Genomic DNA, 21,416 nt, shown 5'->3' with positions numbered 1-21,416 from the left:
CCTCCGTGACATTAATAGCTGATCGTTGCTGTTATCGTATCCGTATAAACACCTACTGCTGGCGTCGTCTGGCCCGGCACACGCCCGTAAACCGTATAGGCCTGCGCGTTGCCATTGCCTGTGCCGGCAACCGTGTTGGTTCCAACAGTATTACCCCAGACAGCAGTGCGAGCCGCTGTGGTGTAAAGCGAATATCCAACCGTGGCGCTTGCCGGACCGGTCATCAAACGGTTCGTAACCGTTGCACCCGTGCCGTTACCTGCACTCAGGCCGATTGTGTAAGGCGTCAAATTCGTGCATTGCACGGTGATGGTGCTGGTGGCATCAACATTTGCCGCCAAAACACCGTTGGAACCAAAGTCCAAGTTGGTTGCAGAATTAAACACACAAGCTGCAGTAATTGTAATCTGTACGTTGAACTGCGTTGTGGCCGTCTGGGCCATAACGCATGTTGATGAAAGAAAAAAACTCGCTACAAGCGCGGGAAACGCGTACTTTCTGTATACCATATTCCCTCCTATATGTCGGGACGGCAATAATTGCCGACCTTTCACCCAGGTTCACTTGCCCCCCATTCCTTCACGTCAAATCATTCTACTAATTAGTGATTCTCTATCATAAGCAGGTTAATATTTTTTTCAAGAATCGCACCGAAACCCACCAAAATCAGAAATGTATTCTTCAACCACATAGAATTATGTATATTTTACAAGACGCTAATTCACGAGTTTTATTTTTACAGATGAATGTTTCCGACGGAAAATTTCTTTGGAAATAATCGATAAATATTTTTGAACAAAAAAAATTCTATCTATGATGATAAAATACCTTTCAGATTGCATAATCTAAAAATATTTCCAATTTACATAAATTAGATTGATGCTGTTCTTGGAAGAAATCTTGGACCGCTCAGCATTGACTCATCAAGCGCCTGCCCTTTTTCGTCGGACAAGCGCTTGATATGCGCTTTTAAGCACACCTTTATCGGCGGTAGAGAATCATTCCGCCATGATGGAGAACGTTATTGATGAAATGCCCGTCAGCAGTGAACCCGGTATCGTCCCAGTAATAGATATAGTCACCGCGAACTTCATAACGTCCCTGATAGGCGCTCTCACGACTGCCGCGCGCCTCGTCATAGCGCCCGTTGGGGAGAAGATGATGGCGGACATGACCATCACCCGTGATCCACATGCCCGAATAAGGATGGCTCTTGTCAGCGGGAGCTGAAAGATCAGACTGGTTGTTCATTGTGAAGCCTTTGGGGGTCAGAAGAAGCAAATTCACGACCAATGCAAACGCGGCGATCATGGGCAGAGAGTATGCAGGCATCACCTCATCCTTCTCAGGTGGTGGCTGTTGGCCGAATGACGATTTCATTGACGTCCACATCATCCGGTTGCTCAATCGCGAAGCGAACAGCCCGCGAGATTGCATCGGGTTTCAGAGCGATAGCGCGATAGGTCTTCATCGCCTCAATTGCGATGGGGTCAGTGATCGTGTGCGCAAGATCGCTTTCCACGACACCCGGGTGAATGCAGGTGACGCGCAGTGCACTGTTTTCCTGCCGCAGCCCTTCGGATATTGCCCGAACCGCGTATTTCGTGGCGCAATAAACCGCGGCTGTCGGGGCGACACTCAATGCGCCAATCGAGGCAATATTGATGATGTGGCCGGAACCGCGGGCCGTCATTTCTGGCAGTACCGCAGCGATGCCATAAAGAACGCCTTTGATGTTCACATCAACCATACGGTCCCATTCTTCGACCTTCAATGAAGCCATCAGCGATAGTGGCATGATACCGGCATTGTTGACGATGACATCGACCCGCCCCCACAAATCGCGCGCCGCATCGGCAAAGGCATTCATGCTGTCACGGTCGGTGACATCAAGCGGATGGGCGAAGGCAGTTCCGCCTGCTTCGTTCAGTTCGGCGGTCAGCGCTTCGAGACGCTCGATGCGACGCGCACCAAGCGCGACCTTCGCGCCAGCTGCTGCAAGTTCCCGAGCAATGTCTGCTCCAATGCCGCTGGATGCGCCGGTGACGAGAACAACTTTATCGACAGCCATGGCTGTTCCTTTCATTGAGAATTGAGGATGCCTTGACTGTAAGCGCCAATCATTGTTTCGATAACTACGCTTGTTTTAAACAGACTGGAAAGGAAAGCTAACCAATGACTCCAGATCTGAATGCGCTCGCCATTTTTGCACTTGTCGCGGAAGAGCGCAGTTTTCGGGCTGCTGCCGAGCGGCAAGGGGTGACGCGTTCTGCAATCAGCCAGACGATCCGCAAGCTTGAAGAGGGTCTTGGCATTGCGCTGATCCTGCGCACGACACGCAGTGTCAGCCTGACGGAAGCCGGCGAAAGGCTCTATGGCCAGATCGCGCCAGCCGTGGCGGAAATGACCGCAGCGCTGGAGGGAACGGAGGCGCTGAAAGAGCGCCCGCGCGGACGCTTGCGCCTCGCTGTATCGTCTATCGCAGAGCGCTTCCTATCCGGTCCGCTTCTGGCAACATTCCTGAAGCAGTATCCTGAAATCGAACTGGATATCATGGTGACGGACGACGAGTTCGATATCGTCGCGGAAGGCTATGATGCTGGTGTGCGACTGGGCGAAGTGATTGCGCAAGATATGATCGCCGTCCCGATTGCCGGAGAAGAACGGCAACTTGCCGTCTGTGCGCCGTCTTATCCCGAGCGCTGCGGGATCCCCGGACACCCGGCGGAACTGACATCGCATTTCTGCGTCGGCTGGCGTCCCTTTCCGAAATCATCGCCCTATCGCTGGGAATTTGCCGAAAACGGTAAAGAGTTCAGCGTCGCGGTGCCGCCAACTGTCACCACCAACGACATGGAACTGATGATCAAGCTGGCCGTTTCAGGTGCTGGCATTGCATTCGGCATGGAAGAAAGCTTCCGGCCGTGGATCGAACGCGGCGAACTGATCCCCATTCTCGAAGATTACTGCCCGTATTTCGCTGGTTTTTATCTCTACTATCCGACCCGCAAAAACATCGCGCCCAAGCTTCGTGTGCTGATCGAACATGTTCACCGCAGCCGGGCGGCTCAGGCTTAAACAAAAGGCGGCGGAGCTTTCAACCCGCCGCCTTTGTTCTTCAAATGCTAGTGGTCTTTATGATTCCAACATTTGCTCAGCGCTTGAACCGAGGGAGGCAAATGTTGGAATCAGACCACTAGTACCGATCAGTGCGCAGTCTGGCTCTTGCGAACCGCAGCAACATCACCAGCCGAAACCGCGCCAGCCTTGTTGCCCCATGCGGAGCGAACGAACGAAGCTAGGTCCGCCACTTCCTGATCCGACAGGCGATCGGCATAGCCCTGCATCACAAGACGCATCGGACGCTTTGCCGTCGACGGTACTTCCGCGCCATGCAGAATGATGGAGACTAGCGGCTTCACTTCCGAACCCGTCACCAGATCATTGTCAGCCAGTTCCGGGAAAATTCCCGGCGCACCCTTGCCGGTCACGAAGTGACAGGCGGCGCAGTTGTCAAGATAAAGACGCGCACCCACCGGCATATCCGGTGACGCATCCGTCAGCATCTTCGCAGTTGCTTCGCCAGCAGCACCGGCAGGGGCTGCAGGCAGGACTGTGGGCGCTTTGGCCGCAAAGCTCTGCGGAACTTCGACAGCTGCACCATCAATGCCCTTGAGGAAGGCCGCAATCGCCAGCGTATCGGCATCCGTCAGATGCTGGAACGATTGCTCGACCGCCAGACCCATTTCGCCGTTTGCGGTCGAGTGAGCATTACGACCTGTTGCGAGATAGGCAGCCATTTCCTCGACGGACCATTTCTGGGGAGCCGATTGCGGGCCACGCAGCGAAGGTGCATTCCAGCCGTCGACAACGCCGCCGGTCAGGAAGTTCTTGTCGCCAGCGCTAACACCCTCCTGCGCCATGAAGCTGGTGCGCGGGCTATGGCAGGCCGCACAATGCGCCGGACCTTCGACCAGATACTGGCCGCGTTCCTGAACCTCGTTCTTGCCCGCTGGCGTAAAGCCCGCCTTATGGGTCAGCGCGAGCCAGTTCCAGGCGCGAATGCCAAAGCGCAGATTGAACGGGAAGCCGAGTTCGGTCTGCTGAACTTCATTCTTCACCGGCTGCACATCGTGCATGAAGTAGTCGTAGAGCGCACGCACATCTTCTTCGGTCAGCTTGCGATAGTTTTCGTAAGGCATGGCCGGATAAAGATGCGCGCCATCGGCGCGGATGCCGTCATAGAGCGCAGCGCGGAACTGATCGAGTGACCAGTTTCCGATGCCGGTTTCCTTGTCGGGGGTTATATTGGTTGTCCAGATTTGACCCATCGGGCTTGCAATGGCGCGACCGCCCGCAAATGGCTTGCCGCCATCCGCCGTATGGCAGGCCATGCAGTCGGACGCATACATGACATATTCGCCCTGACCCTTGGCGGGCTTCCAGTCGGCGGCCAGTTCCTTCGTCGGCTTTGTAAGCAGCACCGGAACGAACAGGAAAGCCAGCAAGGCCACGATACCGAGAACGATGAGAACACCGATTATGCGAAGAAAAGTTTTCATCACCGTTCTCCTCAAACCAGCGGACGCGGATTGGAAAGATACTGCGAGCGGATCGCATGTGCCGTCCAGTAGGCAAGGCCGCCGAGCAAGCCGGTCGGGTTGTACTGGGTGTTTTGCACAAAGTTACCTGCGCCAAGCATGAACACATTATGCTTGTCCCATGCCTGCGAGAAGCGATTGACCACGCCCTCACGCGCATTTTCCGACATGATGTGTCCGCCGGTCGTATGGGTCGTCTGGTAAGGACGAACGTCGAACTGAGCGCCTTCCTTCTTGAAGGACGACTGGATCAGGTCCGGGTTCATCGTCTTGGCCAGCGCTTCCGCCTTGGTCTTCATGAACTGGGTCATCCGGATATCATTCGGATTCCAGTTGAAGGTCATGCGCATCAGCGGACGACCGTGCGGATCCTTGTAGGTTGGATCGAGATCGAGATGGTTGGTCTTGTAGGACATGACGGAACCATGGGTTCCGATGTTCATCGAGTGGCCATACCATTCGGCAATCGACTTTTTCCAGCCAGCACCCCAGCTCGGCGTGCCGGACGGCAATATCATGCTGCGGATCGGCTGGCCGTTGGTCTGGCCGGTGCGCCAGTAAGCGCCGCCGATGAAGCCCTCGCGACCGAAATCAATCTGGTTAACGCCGAAATCGTCAATGCACATGCCATTGGCGCCGGTGCCGATGAACGGATTGAACTCCTCATCCTTGAAGAAGAGCGTCACGCCGCCGGTCAGCTGGTAGGCAAAGTTGCGTCCGGTGACGCCTTCGCCCGTTGCCTGATCGTATGGCTGTCCAATGCCCGAAAGCAGCGCCAGATGCACGTTGTTCAGCTGGAACGACGACAGGATGACGATATCGGCAGGCTGGAAGACTTCTTCCTGCGTCTTGTCGTCGAAATAGGTCACGCCGGTCGCGGTCTTGCCGTCCGGAGCCAATTCAACACGCAGCACTTCCGATTCCGTGCGATAGGAGAAGTTCGGCATCCGCTTCAGCGCATCGAGGATCGTGGTTTGCGGTGACGACTTCGAATACTGGTAGCAGCCAAAGCGCTCGCAGAAACCGCAGTGATTACACGGTCCCATCTGCATGCCATATTCATTGACATAGGCGGTCGAGGCAATGCCGCCCGGCGACGGGAACGGGTGGTAACCCGCAGCCTGCGCTGCATCGGCGAACTTGCGTCCGTCCCAGGTCGTCTTCATCGGCGGCATTGGATAATCGTTCGCACGCCAGCCCTCAAACGGGTTGCCGCCTTCAACGATCTTGCCCTTGAGATTGCCCGCCTTGCCGGAAATACCGGCGACGCGCTCGAAGCGGTCGAAGAACGGTTCCATCTCGTCATAGGTGACGGGATAATCGCCAAGAAGCATGTCTTCCGGGATGATCTGCTCGCCCCAATGCTCGCGCACGTGGGAACGCAGGCGCAGTTCTTCGGCCTGCGGACGCCAGTTGAGGCCGTTCCAGTGCGTACCCGCGCCACCCACGCCATTACCCGGCAAAAACGAGCCAAAGCTGCGGTAAGGCAGCGCGTTTTCTTCCGCACTGCGGCGCACGGTAACGGTCTGCTGGCTGGCGCGCTGCATCATCTTGAGACGCACGCCATATTTCAGCTCATCGATCATGTTCGGATATTTGAAATCCGGCACGGTATTCTGATCATGGCCGCGTTCAAGCGCAACGATGTCGAGACCTTCCTGCGCCAGTTCCATTGCCAGAATAGAGCCAGTCCAGCCGAGGCCGACAATGACCACGTCTTTCTTCTTTTCCTGACGTGCCATGGTTAAGCCCTTTCGCCCTTGATCGAAACCGGACCCAGCGGGTAAGCGACATTGTAGCGCTCAACCCACTCCTTGTAGCTGCCGCGCGCGCCGGGGAAGCCAATATAGGTCCAGGCCTGCATGCCGTGATTGCCGCCATACATCGGGTCGGCGAAATAGCCTTCCTTGGTGTTCTGGAGCAGAATGCCGAAGAACTCGCGCAATTCCGGCTGCAAACCGACTTCGCCCTTTTGAAGCGCAGTCAGCGCTTCGTCCTGCTGTTCAGGCGTGAGAGCGGCAAAAGCGGCGCTATATTTCTGTTCGCACCAGCCGTTGAAGGCCGGGATAGCCTGGCGATAAATCTGCGCCGGGTTGAGCGGGGTCTGCCAGCCGCGTGTCGGATCGGCCGACGCATCATGCGGGCCAACCATGTACCAGTCATCAGCGCGGCCATAATCGCCGGCAAGCTGGAGATCGATAAACACAGGGACGCGGGTTTCGATGGCGCCGGGGCCATCACCATCCGAGGGGATCAGCCTTGCCGTCGCGGCGAGGATAAATGTCCATTCAAGATCGGTAAAATATTGACGTTCATAGTCTTCGAGCGAAACCGGTGGCGTCTTCGGTTCGGCCTGCGCTGAAACAGCCAGTCCTGAAAGCATGACGCTTACTGCGGAGGCTTTCAGAAAACTGCGACGACTCGGATATCCGGGGAGGTCAGTCATTGTCGTTTCCTGCCTGTTAGGTGGGTAAGACGGAGGGATGCTTTTCTGAAATGAAACCGCATTGCACGATTGAGAAAAACATAGCGCTCGATACACACCAGACTAGAACAGTTCAAATAACTTGTACCCTAGCTGTGCAAAACATGAGGGAATCCGGTGCCCTGAAGCAGCCCTTTCTGCGAAAAAATTGCCCCTAAAATACCAGAAACAGGCGACATCGGGCCCGCCACGCGCAGGACAATCACATTTATGTGATTACATGATCATGTACTTAAATAATGGCTCGAAACTGCAAATTTGACCGGTCGGACAAATTTCAAAAAGCTGAGAAAGACTCAGTCGGCCAGCGCTGAAACGCTGGCCGAACGCCGCTCATCAAGCGGCAATTTCACCCACGAGAGCGAGGTCGAAAACGTGGTGATGAATGTGGCCGTCGAACATTGCGAGGAGGCCTTTCGTGGCCTCCCGGCTTTCGTAGCGGATGGGTGACTCCAGCGCCTCGGCCAGCGCTTGTCGGCCATCATAAACCGTCCACAACACCATCGGATAGGAGGGTGCGCCCTCGTCGCGTTCTACGGCATAAAGAACGCGCACATCCCGGATGCCCGGAAACTGAAGCCACATCGGCATCAGGGTTTCCGCGACATAAGCCTTGAACGCATCTTCGCGCCCGGCATGAATTTCACCTTCGAAGAAAGCCTGTCTGACAATCATCGCAAAACTCAATTTACCTTGGTGGGCGGAACATCGCCTGCGAAATAGGCCTGCAGATTGGCAAGCACCAGTTCACCCATGCCGATGCGCGTTTCGACAGTTGCACTGCCCTGATGCGGCATCAAAACCGTGTTGGGAGCTGTGAAGAATTCTTCACGGATCGTCGGCTCGTTGACGAAGACATCAAGACCGGCACCGGCAATGACACCATCATTGAGTGCGGCCAAAAGTGCATCTTCATCGACCACCGTGCCGCGCGCGACATTGACGAGATAGCCCTTGTTGCCAAGCGCCGTCAGCACGTCTGCATTGACGATATTCGCCGTGGAGGCATTGGCTGCCACGCAAACCGCCAGCACATCGCAGTTTTCAGCCAGTTCGACCGGCGATGCATGAGCCACCCAGTTCTTGTCTGCCACTGGCGAGCGGTTCCAGTAATGCACTTCCATGCCGAAAGCCTCGGCGCGCTTTGCCAGCGACTTGCCGATCTGGCCAAGGCCGAGAACGCCGATGCGCTTACCCTTGGGGCTGATGCCCAGAGGAAAAGCCTGCCGCTCGGCCCATTTTCCTTCACGTACAAAGCTGTCGCCAAGCGCCACATGACGCAGCAGCGCCAGCATCAGGGCAATACCGGTATCGGCAACATCATCGGTCAGAACGCCGGGCGTCGTGCTCACATGTACATTGCGGCTACGGGCAAAAGGGAGATCGACCTTGTCCGTCCCGACGCCATTGATGGCGATCAGGCCAAGCGACGGCAGACGCTCGATCCATTCATTGGAAAGGCCCGAACCGCCACCGGTCACGACCGCGCGGATCGAGCCCAAAGCCGCATCGATAGCAGCCTTTTCGTCCGCCTTGTAAAGCCGGTGCACCTTATAGCCCGCATCGAGACGCTCCTCGATAGCGGACATCATCGGCTCCACGAGCAGAATTTCCTTCGTCACGTCAAACTCCAGTTCCAGATTGGGGGAAACACATCGCGAAAGGTGGGATTTAGCCTTTGCGATATGCGTCAGAACAAACGATGCGAGCGGTCAGGAAATCTGACCGATAAAGGCCCTTGTCCGCTCATGCTTCGGATTGCCGAAAAACTCTTCCGGCTCCGCCATTTCGAGGATCTGTCCCTGATCCATGAAAATAACCCGGTCGGCGACCTGTAGCGCAAAGCCCATTTCATGGGTGACGCAGAGCATGGTCATGCCCTCCTTGGCGAGATCAATCATGGTGTCCAGAACTTCCTTGACCATTTCCGGATCGAGCGCCGAAGTCGGCTCATCGAAAAGCATGATCTTGGGGTTCATACACAATGCGCGCGCAATCGCCACGCGCTGCTGCTGGCCGCCTGAAAGCTGCGCCGGATATTTGTCCGCCTGCTCCGGAATGCGCACGCGCTCAAGAAATTTGCGCGCCGTCTTTTCGGCTTCCGCTTTGGCAACGCCGCGCACTTTCCTCGGTGCAAGCGTGCAGTTTTCCAGAACGGTCATATGCGGAAAAAGATTGAACTGCTGGAACACCATGCCGGTTTCCTGCCGGATAATGTCCACATTCTTGCCGCCCGCCGTCAGGTCAAGACCATCGACGACGATGCGCCCTTCCTGAATGGTTTCAAGCTGGTTGATGCATCGGATCAGCGTGGATTTTCCGGAACCGGACGGGCCGCAAATAACAATGCGCTCGCCGCGCGCCACAGTCAGTTCAATATTTCTGAGCGCATGATAGGTGCCATACCACTTGTTGACGCCTTCCATCAGCACCGCAGTACCGGAGTCCTGCGATGCCCCGTGAGCCGTGTTCTGAGCCGTCTTATTCATGTCGAGAACTCGCTTTGCTGAACGTGATCGCCGGATGCGGCGTTTGCCGTCATGCCCGGCCAATACCGGGCATGGCGTCTGTCAAAGACTTACTTCGCCTTGGAAACGAAATCCGGCAGCGGAGAACCGAGCCACTTTTCGTGGATCTTGTTCAACTCGCCGTCGCCCTTCACCTTCTCGATGAACTTGTTGACGAATTCGAGCATTTCGGTCGAACCCTTGCGCACTGCGATGCCCTGCACCTGCTGGCTGAGCTGGATTTTCTGCTCATAGCGTCCAGGCGCTGCCTTCTCGATTTCAGCGGCAACGACATTGGAAAGACCGATCAAATCAACCTGACCCGACAGCAAAGCCTGCACGGCGCTGGCATCGTCATCGAAGCGGCGGATATTCGCATCCTTTGGCGCAACCTTGGTCACCGCCGTATCCTGCGTCGAAGCGCGCGCCACGCCGATGGTCTTGCCCGACAGGTCTTCCGGCTTGGCGACCGCCGCATCCTTCGGTCCGAAAACACCGATGGAAATACCGGCATAAGGCTGGGAGAAGTCGACGCTCTTCGCGCGTTCTTCGGTGATACCCAGCGAAGCCACAAGCAGGTCAACCTGTCCGCTCTGCAGGTAAGGAATGCGGTTCGGGCCGGTGACCGGCACGATCTGCGCCTTCACACCTAGCTCGGCGGCGAGCAGCTTTGCCACATCGGCATCGTAGCCGTCCGGCTCGTTATTGGTGTTCATGATACCGAATGGCGGAAAGTCGACCAGCATGCCGATCTTGACGGTTCCGGCTGACTTGATGCCTTCGACGGTCTGCGCAAATGCGGCAGGTGCGAAAGCCGTAGCAAGAGCGCCTGCGCCGATCAGCGTCATCGCTATGCGTCTGGTGATATTCATGTTTTTCCCTTCCCTATTGTTAAACCGGACTCCTCGCCGGCATATTAATCTCGACAAAAGCCCCCGATTACCGAGCGGTCGCGCGAGAAAATTTGTTTTCCATATTGCGGGCCAGTATCGAGAGCGGCCAGCACAGAATGAAATAGACAACCGCCACCGTGCCGAAGACCATGAATGGGCTGAAGGTTGCATTGTTGATGATCTGGCCCTGACGGGTCAGCTCGGTAAATCCGATAATGGCGGCAAGCGATGTGCCCTTGATAAGCTGCACAAGGAAGCCGACCGTCGGCGCAACCGAAATGCGCGCAGCCTGCGGCAGAATGATATAGCGCATACGGTTGTAATAACGCAGGCCAAGCGCAGTTGCAGCTTCACGCTGGCCCGGCGGCACAGCATCGATACAGCCGCGCCAGATTTCGCCAAGGAAAGCACTGGCATGCAGGGTCAGGGCGATAGCCGCTGCAATCCACGGATTGATGCCAAGGCCGAAAATATTCAGCCCGAAGAACACGAGGAAAAGCTGCATCAAAAGCGGTGTGCCCTGAAACAGGCGGATGAAGCCAAGCGCGATATAGCGTAGCACACGATTATCCGAGACGCGCATCAGCGCTACGATCATGCCGCCAATGCCGCCGCCCACAAAGGCGATGGCTGAGAGGGCAATGGTCCACTGCGCCGCATAGACGATAATGAGAAATTCGTTCCAGCCGAAAGGTCTGATCATGGCCTTGCTCCTATCGGCTCAGTGGATATTTGAACGCCAGTTTCTCGATCAGCGAAAACACTGCCGAAAACCCGATGGACATGATGAGATACATCACCGTGATGACGATATAGACCTCGAAGCTGGCGAAGGTCGCCGACTGGAGATCGTTACCGGCGGCGGCCAGTTCATTGGCCGAAATCACCGACACGACGCTCGATGTCAGCATCAGATAGATGAACTGGCTGGTCAGCGACGGATAGACCGTGCGCAGCGCGGGCTTCATGATGATGTAGCGGAAGACCTGCAGGCGCGAGAGGCCAAGCGCGGTGCCCGCTTCCACCTGCCCCTTATGGATGGACTCAATGCCTGCGCGGATAATTTCGGTGCCGTAAGCGCCGAAATTCACAACCAGCGCTAGAAGTGCCGCGCTATTGGGCGACAGGCGCAGACCAGCCGAGGGCAGGCCGAAGAAGATGAAGAAGATCTGTACCAGAAACGGTGTGTTGCGGATGATCTCCACATAGGCGTCGATGACAAAGCGCACCGGCTTGGAGCCGGATGTCTTGCCCAAGGCGCACACAATGGAAACGACCAGCCCGAGCACCATGGCAGCGACAGAAAGCTCGATCGTTTGCCAGGCGCCGAGAAGCAGCTTGTCCATCGACGCGAACACTGGCGCGAAATTGAAATTGTACAATGCTGGATCCTCCCGGTCGGCGAATTGGCCGTCTTCCTCCAAGATCAGCCCAATTTAGATCGATCTAAATTCGTTTAACCCCTCTCGTCAATCATTAATTCCGATTAGATGATCAAATTTACCGTCAGCCCACAGGGCGTCCACAGGACTGGCGAACCTGCAAATAGGTCTCACTGACGATCCGCTGTGCAGCCGTTTCCGGTTCTGCAAGGCGCGAAAGCAGCAATCTGGCCGCGTTTTCGCCGACTGTCACCGGGCGTGTCGCGACAGAACTCAGGCGCGGACGTGTCGCCTCGGCATCGTTGACATCGTCAAAGCCGATCAGCGAAAAATCCTCCCCGATTTTTCGCCCGCAATCGTAAAGCCCAGCCGAAAGGCCGAGCGCAATCACATCGTTAAAGCAGATTGCCGCTGTTGGTTCCGACCCTTGCTGAAACAGAAGCGGCGCGGCCTTGGCGATTTCCGGCATGGTGCTTGGCAGATGGACGATCAGCTCCGGGTCCAGGCCCTTCTGCAGCATGGCTTCGCGGAAGCCCTCGACGCGTTCGCGGTAGGCGGAATGCACCGGGCCATGCACCGCAAAAGCGATAGTCTTGTGACCCAGTCCAGACAGGTGATTGACCGCCTGTCGCATGCCGCCCGCATAATCAACCCCGGCATAGTCGATCCTGTCGGTCACATGGCGGAGCACCTGCACGACCGGCAGTCCCCAATCGGCAATCTGCTCGATAAATTCCGGCTCGGTTCCCGCCGTCAGTGAAACGATCACGCCATCGACGCCATGCTCGCGCATCCGCTGCATCAACGTGTTCTGATTGGCAAAATTCTCATGACTATTGGCCAACAAAACAACCATGCCAGCTTCACCGACAACACTGTCGATGCCCGCCAGCAGCTCGCCATAAAACGGATTTCCGAGCGTCGGGACAATCACGCCCACCGTATTCGAGCGGTCGGCCCGCAAGCTCGCCGCGCCCATATTATAGACGTAGCCCAGTTCTTGCAGCGCCTTCTCGACCTTCTCCCGCGTCGCGGCTCCCACAAGCGGGCTCTTGCGGATGACAAGCGACGCCGTGGCGCGCGAAACATTCGCATGGCGCGCCACATCAAGAAGCGTAACCCGGCTTTTCTTACGGTCGTCGGTCGGCATAAAACTCACCTGTCAGTATGAATCCATGTCCCGTAATAGCATCCGAGGATACCGCCTTCAGGTCAGATTCGATGCCGGTATATTCAGTACAGACAGATGAAATGGTCAATCCGCAGCGTAAAACACCTGCGGATTGACCATGAATCAGGCACTTAAAACTCCCAGTCTTCATCCTCCGTCGCCACGGCCTTGCCGATGACGTAGGAAGAGCCCGAACCGGAGAAGAAGTCATGGTTTTCGTCGGCATTCGGCGAAAGTGCCGACAGGATAGCCGGATTGACCTTGCAGGCCTCTGCCGGGAAAAGCGCCTCGTAACCGAGATTCATCAGCGCCTTGTTGGCGTTGTAATGCAGGAACTTCTTGACGTCTTCGGTCAGGCCGACGCCGTCATAAAGCGCTTCCGTATAGCGGATTTCATTGTCGTAAAGTTCAAGCAGAAGCTCAAAAGCAAAGTCCTTGATTTCCTGCTTCCGGTCTTCGCCCAGCACTTCAAGTGCACGCTGGAACTTGTATCCGATATAATAGCCATGCACGGCTTCATCGCGGATAATTAGCCGAATAAGGTCTGCCGTATTGGTCAGCTTCGCGCGGCTTGACCAGAACATCGGCAGATAGAAGCCCGAATAGAACAGGAAGCTCTCCAGAAACACGCTGGCGATCTTTTTCTTGAAAGGATCATCCGCACGATACTGTTCGAGGATCAGTTCGGATTTGCGTTGCAGGAATTCGTTTTCCTCCGACCAGCGATAGGCGTCATCGACATCCGGTGTCAGACACAGCGTCGAGAAAATCGAGGAATAGGAGCGCGCATGCACCGCTTCCATGAAGGCGATGTTGGAAAGCACCGCCTCTTCATGTGGCGTCGCCGCATCTTCCATCAGCTCGACCGCACCCACAGCGTTCTGGATCGTATCAAGCAGGGTCAGGCCCGTGAACACGCGGATCGTCAGCTGCTTTTCCTGCGGCTTCAATGTTTCCCAGGACTGGATATCGTTGGAGAGCGGCACTTTTTCCGGCAGCCAGAAATTGCCCGTCAGGCGGTTCCAGACTTCCAGATCCTTGTCATCTTCAATGCGGTTCCAGTTGATGGCGCGCACGAGACCGGGAGTCTTTCCCTTGCCGGTTTTGAATTGCATATTCATTGGATTTCCTCTGATCTCATCTTGGGCTTACAGGGCGCAGGAAACGCAGCCTTGCACCTGCGTCCCTTCAAGCGCCATCTGGCGCAGCCGGATGTAGTAGATCGTCTTGATGCCCTTCTTCCACGCATAGATCTGGGCGCGGTTGATGTCGCGGGTTGTGGCCGTATCGCGGAAGAACAAGGTCAAGGACAGGCCCTGATCGACATGCTGGGTAGCAGCCGCATAGGTGTCGATGATCTTTTCCGGCCCGATCTCATAGGCGTCCTGATAATAATCGAGATTATCATTGGTCATGAACGCAGCCGGATAATAGACGCGACCGATCTTGCCTTCCTTGCGGATTTCGATCTTGGACACAATCGGATGGATCGAAGAGGTGGAATGGTTGATATAGGAGATCGATCCGGTCGGCGGCACCGCCTGAAGGTTCTGGTTGTAGAGGCCACCCTCCATCACCGCCTTTTTCAGATCGCGCCAATCGTCCTGCGTCGGAATTGCGATGCCCGCCTTTTCGAAAATCTCACGGACTTTCTCGGTCTCTGGCTCCCAAAGCTGATCGGTATATTTGTCGAAATATTCACCCGATGCATATTTGGACTTCTCAAAACCGCTGAACGACTTACCCGCTTCGACGGCAATGTGGTTCGAAGCACGCAATGCGTGATAAGTCACGGTGTAGAAATAGATATTCGTGAAATCTACGCCTTCTTCCGAACCGTAGAAAATCCGCTCGCGAGCCAGATAGCCATGCAGGTTCATCTGGCCGAGGCCGATGGCGTGGCTCTCATCATTGCCGCGCGCAACAGACGGCACCGAGCCAATATGGCTCATATCGGAAACTGCCGTCAGCGCCCGAATGGAGGTTTCGATGGTCTTTCCAAAATCCGCCGAATCCATCGCGGCTGCGATGTTGAGCGAACCCAGATTGCACGAAATATCCTTGCCCAGATGCGAATAGGACAGGTCTTCATCAAAGATGCTGGCCTCGCTGACCTGCAGGATTTCCGAGCACAGATTGCTCATGGTGATGCGCCCGTCGATCGGGTTGGCGCGGTTCACCGTGTCCTCGAACATGATATAGGGATAGCCGGACTCGAACTGAATTTCCGCCAATACCTGGAAGAACTCACGCGCATTGATCTTCCGCTTGCGGATGCGCGCATCATCGACCATTTCGCGGTATTTTTCCGTGACGGAAATCTCGGTCAGCGGCTGACCATAGACCCGCTCCACGTCATAAGGCGAGAACAGATACATATCCTCGTTGTTGCGGGCGAGTTCAAAGGTGATATCCGGGATCACCACACCCAGCGACAAAGTCTTGATGCGGATTTTTTCGTCGGCATTCTCGCGCTTGGTGTCGAGGAAGCGCATGATATCGGGATGATGCGCATGCAGATAAACTGCACCCGCACCCTGTCGCGCACCAAGCTGATTGGCGTAGGAGAATGAATCTTCCAGAAGCTTCATCACCGGAATGATGCCCGAAGACTGGTTCTGGATCTGCTTGATCGGGGCGCCGGATTCGCGAATATTCGTCAGGCTCAAGGCCACGCCGCCGCCGCGCTTGGACAGCTGCAATGCGGAATTGATGGAGCGTCCGATGGACTCCATATTGTCTTCCACCCGCAGCAGGAAGCAGGACACGAGTTCGCCGCGCTGTTTCTTGCCAGCATTAAGGAAGGTTGGTGTTGCGGGCTGATAGCGACCGGAAATAATCTCATCGACAAGGTCGCGCGCAAGCTGTTCACTGCCACGCGCCAATGCCAGCGCCACCATGCAGACACGATCTTCATAGCGCTCCAGATAGCGCTTTCCGTCGAAGGTTTTCAGCGTGTAGCTGGTGTAATATTTGAAAGCGCCGAGAAATGTCGGGAAACGGAATTTCTTGGCATAGGCCTCATCGAAAAGGTCGCGCACGAAATTGAAGGAGTACTGGTCCAGCACCGCCTGTTCGTAATAGTTTTCGGTCACCAGATAATCGAGCTTCTCCCGCAGATTATGGAAGAAGACCGTGTTCTGGTTGACGTGCTGAAGGAAATATTGCTGCGCAGCCTGCCGGTCACGATCAAGCTGGATCTTGCCTTCATCGTCATACAGATTGAGCATCGCGTTCAGCGCATGATAGTCCAGCCCATCGGTAGACTTGACGGGCTTGGGGCTGTTCGACGCCGCCGCTTGCGGCGCGTCCTGCGTGACCGGCTCTGCGTCGCGCTCGCGGATCAGGGTTGTGTCTGCCGTGTCCAAAATCGTTCCATCCCGTTCCTGACATTGCCAATGTCTTCATCTGTTCCCAAAAGCTCGAAGCGATAGAGATAGGGAACCTGACATTTGGCAGAGATTATTTTGCCGGCTATGCCGAAAGCTTCGCCGAAATTGCTGTTGCCCGCGGCAATCACGCCGCGGATCAGCGAGCGATTGCCCGCATTGTTGAGAAAGCGGATGACGGGCTTGGGCACAGCCCCCTTGGTTCCGCCGCCGCCATAGCTTGGCGTCATGAGCACGAATGGTTCGTCTATCTGCAACGAGCCCGGTTCTTCCTCATCCCTTTGCAGGATGGGGATGCGCCTTGCGCGCATTCCAAGCCGCTCGACGAAACGATGTGTGTTTTCGGAGCGACTGGAAAAATAGACAAGGAGACCCATTGCCGAGCTCATGACAGAGCCACGGTCACGAAAGACCGTTGATCATATCCGGACGGAAGCCGGCCCAGTGGGTTTCTCCGGCCACAACGACGGGCACCTGACGGTAGCCCAGCCCCGTGACGAGATCGTAAGCGTCCATATCTGCAGAAATGTCGATGACCTGATAATCGATCCCCTGACGGTCGAGGGCACGGGTGGTTGCGGTGCACTGGACGCAAGCGGGTTTGCTATAGACGGTGACGTTCATTTCTTCCTCACTGGATGGGGCGCGAGCTGTCAAAGGCACAAGCCATCGGGACAGATGCGCATAAGAGATTGTTCGCGCATGGAACATGCGCGTTAAGGCGGACAAAATCGGGGAACAGTCAGCGATGCCTGAACACCACTGAACCGCGCAAAATCACCTCTGGAAAGGTGGACCTGAACTGAGAGAACAATACAAACTAGACAATGTGTCAGACATGGACTTCACCCCGAAGCTTGTGAGCGGGCATTCGGAGTAGCAATCGGCAAGAAGCACATCTCGCCTCAATGATTGCACACCAACCGGACACCCCGCCCGTGGACGTTCATTGCTCAAGGCAGGTCTCCTGGCTCACGGGTCAGCGCTCTTGTCGGTCTTCCCAGCTTACGCCAGTGACGTGATCAACAAGAACTCACCGCTTACAGTTGCGGGGGCAGCTTCGGCTTCGTCTCAACCTTCATGGCGGCGACTCACCGAATTCCCTCTTAGCTTTCGACTCATCGAATCGAAAGAACCTAGAACACTATATATAGTAGCCGAAGTTAAAAGACCGTCAACGGATAGTTGGTGAAAAGCGAAAAATCAGCAATCCATTTTGTAATGGCTGTGAAGAACGTGGATAACCGGACTTCATCGCGCTGGTTTGATCGGCTTCGGGCGAAATTCGGGCTTCAGAGCCTTGAGCGCCATACGATCCACGATTCGCGGCGCGATCAGCTTGAGCCAGCGCCCCAATCGCATTTGCCGCGTCATCAATACCTCGCGTTTGCGCCTCTGCAAACCATCGAGCATGAGACGCACCGCTTCTTCCACAGACATCATATCGTCTTCACGCACGCCGCTGGTTCCCAGCGCTTCACCGCTGGCGCCATAACCGACCTTGCGAATATCTGTCTTCACAACGCCCGGATAAACAATCGTCACGGAAATACCGCTGGGCTCCAGTTCCGAACGAAGTGCTTCGCAAAATCCGGAAAGCGCGAACTTTGTCCCACTATAGGCCGAGCGCCCCGGCACGCCGATCAAGCCCGCGACAGACGAGACCACCCCAATCCGTCCTTTGGTCTTTGCAAGGTGCGGAAGTGCGGCATGGATCGGCCAGATGCTGCCGAAGTAATTCAACTCCATAAGATCGTGCATCCAGTGCAGATCTTCCGGTTTGATTTCCGCGAAATTGGCGTGGGCCGACATGCCCGCATTGACGATCAGCGTGTCGATCCGGCCAAAAGTCGAGGCCGCTTTTTCAATCAAGGCAATGCAGGCATTGCGATCTGTAACATCGGTCGGCACGACCAGCACGGTGCTGCCCTCAAGCCGCAATTCTGTTGCCAGCTTTTCAAGCTTCTCGACATTACGCGCAGCCAGAACAAGAGCAGCCCCTGCGCGATCGCGATGCGCAATCTGGCGTGCGGTTTCCGCTCCGATACCGTCGGACGCGCCCGTTATAATCGTTACATCCATGTCGGTCTCCCTACCGATAAGATGCACGATTATGCCGCCGAAAGCGGCCAGCTGAAACAAACTATTTTGACACAGTCACAGTTTTGAGAATCCGCCGTCAGATTGTTTGCCACCTAACGGTCAGTTCACCTGTGCCGCATGCAATTGCTGATAGCGGCCGCCCGAACGAGCCACCAGTTCATCGTGAACACCCTGTTCGATAATCCGGCCTTCTTCCACCACGACAATCCGATCTGCATTGACAATGGTTGCAAGCCGGTGCGCGATGACCAGCGTGGTACGCCCCTGCGAAAGATCGGCAAGCGATTGCTGGATTGCGCGTTCGGTCTCTGTGTCCAGCGCCGAGGTCGCTTCATCGAGAATCAGGATCGGCGGATTTTTCAGGAAAATACGCGCAATCGCCAGACGCTGCTTCTGGCCGCCCGAAAGCTTGACGCCACGTTCGCCCACAACCGTATCCAGACCGGCAGGCAAGGCGGCGATAACATCATCAAGACGGGCGCGCCGCGCTGCTTCGAGGATTTCCTGCTCCGATGCCTCCAGCCTGCCATAAGCAATGTTGTCGCGGATTGTTCCCGCAAACAGGAATACATCCTGACTGACAATACCGATATTGGACCGCAGCGACTTGAGCGTCATATCGCGAATATCGATGCCATCGATGCTGATCGCGCCCTCAGTCACGTCATAAAAGCGCGGCAGCAGCGAACAGATCGTCGTCTTGCCCGCGCCGGATGAACCGACAAAGGCGACCGTTTCACCAGCGCGGATGGACAGGGTCAGATCGGCGAGCAGCGGCTTTTCCGAACGATAACCGAAGCTGACGTCTTTATACTCGATATCACCATGCAGACGCTGCACGGAAACAGCTTGCGGCCTGTCGGCAATATCCGGCTCCGTATCGAGAAAGGCCGAATAACGCTGGAAACCGGCAATGCCCTTCGGATAGCTTTCGATGATCGAATTGATCTTCTCGATGGGCCGGAAGAAGACGCCGATGAGCAGCAGGAAGCCGACGAAACCGCCTTCCGTCAGCTGGCCGCGCACAACGAACCAGGCGCCTGCCAGCATGACGATAATCTGGACAAAGCGCATCGAAAGATAAGACAGCGACATCGAAGCCGCCATGATCTTGTAGGCCCGCAATTTGGTGGTCAGATAGTTACGATTGCTTTCGGCAAACAGCTTGCGTTCGTGGTCTTCATTGGTGAAGGCCTGTACCACGCGAATGCCGCCGACATTTTCCTCGATACGCGCATTGAACTCGCCGACACGGCCATAAAGTGCATGCCAGTTCGAGGTCATCCGGCTGCCATAGCGGATGCTCACAATCGCCGTCAGCGGGACGACCAACGCCGTGATCAGCGCCAGCGGAACGTGAATCCAGAGCATCAAAGCGAAAGCGCCAATCAGCGTCATAACGGCGATGAACAGATCTTCGGGGCCGTGATGGGCCACTTCCCCGATCTCTTCCAGATCCTTGGTGAGCTTGGCGACCAGATGCCCGGTCTTCTGATCATCGAAGAAACGGAACGACAGTTTTTGCAAATGGTCGAATGCCTTGCGCCGCATCTCGGTTTCGATCTTGATCCCGAGCATATGGCCCCAATAGGTCACGATGACCTGCAAACCGGCATTAAGGAGATAGATCAGAAACAGCCCTGCAACCGCGAGCGCGATCAGCCCCAGCTGATTGGTCGGCAACAGACGGTCGATGAACAGCGTCACCGCAACAGGAAAGGCAAGCTCCAGCAGGCCGGCAACGACGGCGCTTGAGAAATCAAGCGCAAACAAGCTCTTGTGCGGTTCATAATAGGCAGCAAAGCGCTTCAGCAAACTATTCATCGAAATCCCGGCTTACACTTTTGGGGCGACGTTCAAAGAGGTCTGAACACGCGCCCATCCCTAACGCCTGTTAGCAAGTTTTTGAACTATGTGGCGTTTATTTTCTCATTATTCGGCCGGATCAACCGATTTGTGATCATTTAACTCAACTTTACGACAGCTGGCCGCTAAAGATTCGGCAAAAGGCTCATCAGATTCTCGACCAGCGGGGAGTGATTGCTCTTCATGGAGGCGAGCGCCAGGCGCGCTGAAAGCGGTTCACCTTCAATTGGTCGGTAGGCCACACCGGCGAGCCTGATCTGGGCAATCGCGGCTGGCACGATGGAAACGCCGAGGTCAGCAGCCACCAGATTGACGACCGATGGCATTTGCGGGGCTTCCTGCGCGACGATCATTTCAAAACCGGCATCACGGCAGGCGGCAACCACATCGTCATAAAGGCTGAGGCCGACAATGCGCGGAAACATCACAAAAGCTTCGTTGGCAAGCGCTGAAACCGGCAAAGTCTCATGGGCTGCCAGCGGATGATGGCTCGGCAAGGCGATCAGCATCGGCTCATCGGCCAAGCGCTTCATCCGCACATCCTTGGGATTTTCCAGACCGGGGCGGATGAAAGCTGCATCCACTTCGCCGCGCACAAGCTTGTCCATCAGGAGACTGGTGTTCATTTCGGTCAGTGTCAGTCGCACCTCCGGCCAACGGGCACGAAACTGCCGGATAGTGCCGCTGACCACCGGATTGAAGGCCGAGGACGCCGTGAAGCCCAAGGCCAGACGCCCTGTCTCGCCGCGCGCAGCACTCTGCGCGGCAAGCCTGGCTTTTTCCGCTGCGGCGACCGCCGCTTTTGCTTCCTCACGAAAGGCCGTACCTGCTGCCGTCAACTCCGCACCGTGGGGAACACGATGGAAGAGAGCGACGCCGATCTCATTCTCCAGATCGCGGATCTGCTGGCTCAATGGCGGCTGACCGATCCCGAGATTTGCCGCCGCGCGCGTAAAATTGCCCTCATCGGCGACAGCAAGGAAATATCTAAGGTGGCGCAGTTCCATCGGTATATCCAA

The 21,416-nt window shown here is 55.9% G+C and carries 21 protein-coding genes and 1 riboswitch; of the genes, 1 reads left to right on the top strand and 20 read right to left on the bottom strand.

What is annotated here, in order from left to right; genetic code table 11:
- Nucleotides 1-11 precede the first annotated feature (11 nt).
- The 3 genes from QBD01_RS15040 to QBD01_RS15030 form a co-directional block, all read right to left on the bottom strand.
- Nucleotides 12-443, bottom strand: coding sequence for a spore coat U domain-containing protein (locus QBD01_RS15040; protein ID WP_280993579.1), 432 nt, complete (start codon nt 441-443; stop codon nt 12-14).
- 538 nt (nt 444-981) lie between these two features.
- Complete coding sequence (locus QBD01_RS15035) at nt 982-1,251, bottom strand: Atu4866 domain-containing protein (RefSeq protein ID WP_280993578.1); 270 nt, start codon at nt 1,249-1,251, stop codon at nt 982-984.
- Nucleotides 1,252-1,345: 94 nt separating this feature from the next.
- The gene (locus QBD01_RS15030) at nt 1,346-2,071 is read right to left on the bottom strand and encodes an SDR family oxidoreductase (RefSeq protein ID WP_182521247.1); all 726 of its coding nucleotides are present in this window, start codon (nt 2,069-2,071) and stop codon (nt 1,346-1,348) included.
- Nucleotides 2,072-2,175: 104 nt separating this feature from the next.
- Between QBD01_RS15030 and QBD01_RS15025 the strand changes: the two genes are divergently transcribed.
- Nucleotides 2,176-3,078 (top strand): LysR family transcriptional regulator, encoded by a 903-nt coding sequence (locus QBD01_RS15025; protein ID WP_280993461.1) that lies wholly within the window; start codon nt 2,176-2,178, stop codon nt 3,076-3,078.
- A 128-nt stretch (nt 3,079-3,206) separates the two neighbouring features.
- Here the strand turns inward: QBD01_RS15025 and QBD01_RS15020 are convergent, their stop codons facing one another.
- The 17 genes from QBD01_RS15020 to QBD01_RS14940 all read right to left on the bottom strand — a co-directional run bounded on the left by QBD01_RS15020 (nt 3,207) and on the right by QBD01_RS14940 (nt 21,404).
- Complete coding sequence (locus QBD01_RS15020; RefSeq protein ID WP_280993460.1) at nt 3,207-4,562, bottom strand: c-type cytochrome; 1,356 nt, start codon at nt 4,560-4,562, stop codon at nt 3,207-3,209.
- A gap of 11 nt (nt 4,563-4,573) precedes the next feature.
- A complete protein-coding gene (locus QBD01_RS15015) occupies nt 4,574-6,343 on the bottom strand; it encodes a GMC family oxidoreductase (RefSeq protein ID WP_280993459.1) in 1,770 nt (589 codons plus the stop codon).
- A gap of 2 nt (nt 6,344-6,345) precedes the next feature.
- A complete protein-coding gene (locus tag QBD01_RS15010) occupies nt 6,346-7,047 on the bottom strand; it encodes a gluconate 2-dehydrogenase subunit 3 family protein (RefSeq protein ID WP_280993458.1) in 702 nt (233 codons plus the stop codon).
- A gap of 375 nt (nt 7,048-7,422) precedes the next feature.
- Nucleotides 7,423-7,761 carry a hypothetical protein gene (locus QBD01_RS15005; protein ID WP_182521251.1) on the bottom strand — a complete coding sequence of 113 codons (339 nt, stop codon included), beginning with the start codon at nt 7,759-7,761 and terminating at the stop codon, nt 7,423-7,425.
- An 8-nt stretch (nt 7,762-7,769) separates the two neighbouring features.
- Nucleotides 7,770-8,720 (bottom strand): 2-hydroxyacid dehydrogenase, encoded by a 951-nt coding sequence (locus tag QBD01_RS15000; RefSeq protein ID WP_392391422.1) that lies wholly within the window; start codon nt 8,718-8,720, stop codon nt 7,770-7,772.
- Nucleotides 8,721-8,798: 78 nt separating this feature from the next.
- Nucleotides 8,799-9,575 carry an amino acid ABC transporter ATP-binding protein gene (locus QBD01_RS14995; RefSeq protein ID WP_280993457.1) on the bottom strand — a complete coding sequence of 259 codons (777 nt, stop codon included), beginning with the start codon at nt 9,573-9,575 and terminating at the stop codon, nt 8,799-8,801.
- Between the two features lie 89 nt (nt 9,576-9,664).
- Nucleotides 9,665-10,465, bottom strand: coding sequence for a transporter substrate-binding domain-containing protein (locus tag QBD01_RS14990; protein WP_280993456.1), 801 nt, complete (start codon nt 10,463-10,465; stop codon nt 9,665-9,667).
- 67 nt (nt 10,466-10,532) lie between these two features.
- Complete coding sequence (locus QBD01_RS14985) at nt 10,533-11,189, bottom strand: amino acid ABC transporter permease (protein ID WP_182521254.1); 657 nt, start codon at nt 11,187-11,189, stop codon at nt 10,533-10,535.
- A gap of 10 nt (nt 11,190-11,199) precedes the next feature.
- On the bottom strand, nt 11,200-11,868 hold the full coding sequence (locus QBD01_RS14980) for an amino acid ABC transporter permease (protein WP_078338272.1): 669 nt from the start codon (nt 11,866-11,868) through the stop codon (nt 11,200-11,202).
- Nucleotides 11,869-11,992: 124 nt separating this feature from the next.
- The gene (locus QBD01_RS14975; protein WP_280993455.1) at nt 11,993-13,018 is read right to left on the bottom strand and encodes a LacI family DNA-binding transcriptional regulator; all 1,026 of its coding nucleotides are present in this window, start codon (nt 13,016-13,018) and stop codon (nt 11,993-11,995) included.
- A gap of 152 nt (nt 13,019-13,170) precedes the next feature.
- Nucleotides 13,171-14,160, bottom strand: coding sequence for a class 1b ribonucleoside-diphosphate reductase subunit beta (gene nrdF, locus QBD01_RS14970; protein ID WP_392391416.1), 990 nt, complete (start codon nt 14,158-14,160; stop codon nt 13,171-13,173).
- Nucleotides 14,161-14,187: 27 nt separating this feature from the next.
- A complete protein-coding gene (nrdE, locus tag QBD01_RS14965; RefSeq protein ID WP_280993454.1) occupies nt 14,188-16,407 on the bottom strand; it encodes a class 1b ribonucleoside-diphosphate reductase subunit alpha in 2,220 nt (739 codons plus the stop codon).
- Complete coding sequence (gene nrdI / locus QBD01_RS14960) at nt 16,383-16,805, bottom strand: class Ib ribonucleoside-diphosphate reductase assembly flavoprotein NrdI (RefSeq protein ID WP_280993453.1); 423 nt, start codon at nt 16,803-16,805, stop codon at nt 16,383-16,385. Before nrdI ends, nrdE begins: the two co-directional genes overlap by 25 nt.
- 25 nt (nt 16,806-16,830) lie before the next feature.
- On the bottom strand, nt 16,831-17,052 hold the full coding sequence (gene nrdH / locus QBD01_RS14955; protein WP_280993452.1) for a glutaredoxin-like protein NrdH: 222 nt from the start codon (nt 17,050-17,052) through the stop codon (nt 16,831-16,833).
- A gap of 315 nt (nt 17,053-17,367) precedes the next feature.
- Nucleotides 17,368-17,583, bottom strand: a riboswitch (cobalamin riboswitch).
- Nucleotides 17,584-17,679: 96 nt separating this feature from the next.
- Entirely contained in the window at nt 17,680-18,510 is an 831-nt protein-coding gene (locus QBD01_RS14950) for an SDR family oxidoreductase (RefSeq protein WP_280993451.1), read from the bottom strand.
- Nucleotides 18,511-18,630: 120 nt separating this feature from the next.
- Nucleotides 18,631-20,355, bottom strand: coding sequence for an ABC transporter ATP-binding protein (locus QBD01_RS14945; RefSeq protein ID WP_280993450.1), 1,725 nt, complete (start codon nt 20,353-20,355; stop codon nt 18,631-18,633).
- Between the two features lie 167 nt (nt 20,356-20,522).
- Nucleotides 20,523-21,404: a LysR family transcriptional regulator gene (locus tag QBD01_RS14940; protein WP_280993449.1), complete on the bottom strand. Its 882-nt coding sequence runs from the start codon at nt 21,402-21,404 to the stop codon at nt 20,523-20,525.
- Nucleotides 21,405-21,416 lie beyond the last annotated feature (12 nt).

This window comes from Ochrobactrum sp. 19YEA23 (assembly GCF_029909865.1).
Taxonomy (GTDB): domain Bacteria; phylum Pseudomonadota; class Alphaproteobacteria; order Rhizobiales; family Rhizobiaceae; genus Brucella; species Brucella gambitense.
The sequence above is the reverse complement of the archived record's forward strand: the minus strand, read 5'-3'. Positions and strand labels throughout refer to the sequence as shown.